The 1,917-nt window shown below is 77.4% G+C and carries 2 protein-coding genes; one reads left to right on the plus strand and one right to left on the minus strand.

Annotated features, from left to right (window positions below; genetic code table 11):
• A partial coding sequence (locus ABZS66_RS61520) for a beta-ketoacyl-[acyl-carrier-protein] synthase family protein (protein ID WP_354774234.1) occupies positions 1–1,026 on the plus strand: 1,026 nt, incomplete at its 5' end.
• 25 nt (positions 1,027–1,051) lie between these two features.
• Here the strand turns inward: ABZS66_RS61520 and ABZS66_RS61525 are convergent.
• Positions 1,052–1,917 (minus strand): NmrA family NAD(P)-binding protein (locus ABZS66_RS61525; protein WP_354774236.1); only part of this gene is annotated, 866 nt, incomplete at its 5' end.

Consider the following 1,917-nt stretch of genomic DNA (forward strand, 5'->3'; position numbering starts at 1 on the left):
GTCCAGGCCCGCCGCATGGACCGCTGCCAGCAGGCCGCGCTCGTCGCCGCCCGGCAGGCGTGGACGCAGGCCGGGGCGCCCGGCGTCGACCCGGAGCGGCTCGCGGTGGCGGTCGGCACCGGCATCGGCGGCGTCTCGACGCTGCTGGCCCAGGACGACGTCATCGAGCGGTCCGGGCCGGGCAAGGTGTCGCCGCTGACCGTGCCGATGCTCATGCCCAACGGGCCGGCGGCCTGGGTCAGCCTCGAGTTCGGCGCCCGCGCCGGCGTCTACACGCCGGTGTCGGCGTGCGCGTCGGGCGCGGAGGCGCTGAGCCTCGCGGTCCGGCTCATCCGCGCCGGGGAGGCCGACGTCGTCATCGCCGGAGGCGCGGAGGCGGCGATCGCGCCGCTCACCCTCGCCGGGTTCGCCCAGGCCCGCACGCTGTCGAAGCGCAACGACGATCCGCAGCGCGCGTCGCGGCCGTTCGACGCCGACCGCGACGGGTTCGTGCTCGGCGAGGGCGCCGGCATCATGGTCCTGGAGCGGGCCGGGTTCGCCGAGGCGCGGGGCGCGACGGTGCTCGGCCGGCTGGCCGGGGCCGGCGTGACCGCCGACGCCCACCACATCACCGGCCCCGACCCGAGCGGCGCCGGCCAGATCCGGGCGATGCGGCGGGCGGTCGCCGACGCCGGCCTCTCCACCGCCGACGTCGCGCACGTCAACTGCCACGCCACGTCGACGGTGGTCGGCGACGTGGGCGAGGCGGCCGCGATCCGCGGGGCCCTCGGCGGCGACGTGGTCCTCACCGCCCCGAAGTCGGCGCTGGGGCACCTGGTCGGCGCGGCCGGCGCGGTCGAGGGCATCATCACGCTGCTGTCGGTCACCGAGGGGGTCATCCCGCCGACCCTCAACCTGGACCGGATGGCCCCGGAGATCGACCTCGACGTGGTGCGCGGCGAGCCGCGCCGCGGCCCGGTCCCGGCGGCGCTGTGCAACTCGTTCGGCTTCGGCGGGCAGAACGTCTCGCTGCTCTTCACCGCCTGAGCGCCACCGGAGCGGACGCCGCCCCCTACGACACCGCCTGCCAGGCCTCGGCCATGTCGCGGACGTAGTCGGCGTAGGGGCGCGGTGCCCGGCCCAGCAGGCGGGTCATCCGCGCGACCTCGCGGGCGCTGGTGGGCATGCCGCGGCGGGCCAGGAAGCCGTACGAGTGGCGGAAGTCGACGAGCTTCTGGCCGCTGAGCCGCCGCTCGGACACCGCCTCCCAGGCCTCGGGCGCGTAGCGGACCGGCCGGCCGAGGACCTGGGTCCAGGTCTGCGCCGACTCGGCGCCGCCGACCGAGGCCGGGCCGCACAGCGCGTGCACGCCACCGGGGAACCCGGGCTCGGTGAGCGCCCGGGCGACGAGCTCACCGACGTCGCGCAGGTCGATGCGGTTGACCCCGGAGCCGTGGACGGGCAGCGGGTACGTGCCGGACAGGATGTCCTCCCGCACGATCTCGTCGTTCTGGTAGTAGTTGCTCACGCCGAACAGCACCGGGCGGGCTGACGAGCGGGCGACCCGGCGGGAGATGCGCAGCTTCCCGCGGTAGTGCGGGAGCAGCAGCCCGATGAGCGCGCGCACGAGCACGCTGTCGGTCACCACCCCGGCGAAGACCAGGCGCACGCCGAGCCGCTCGCACGCCGCGGCGAAGGTCTCGGCGAGGCGCTCCTCGTCCGGATCGTGCGGCGAGACGTAGAGGGCGGCCGTGACGCCGGCGAGCGCGGCCTCGACCGCCGCCGGGTCGCGCAGGTCGCCGACCGCGGCCTCCACGCCGGCGGGCAGCAGCGCCGCCCGGTCCGGGCCGCGGACGAGGGCGCGGACCGCCGCGCCCCGCTGGACCCCGGCGTCAGGGCCGCGCTGAACGGCGCCCGGCCGGCCTCCGAGTCGAGCCG

This window comes from Dactylosporangium sp. NPDC005572, from assembly GCF_040605515.1.
Taxonomy (GTDB): Bacteria; Actinomycetota; Actinomycetes; order Mycobacteriales; family Micromonosporaceae; genus Dactylosporangium.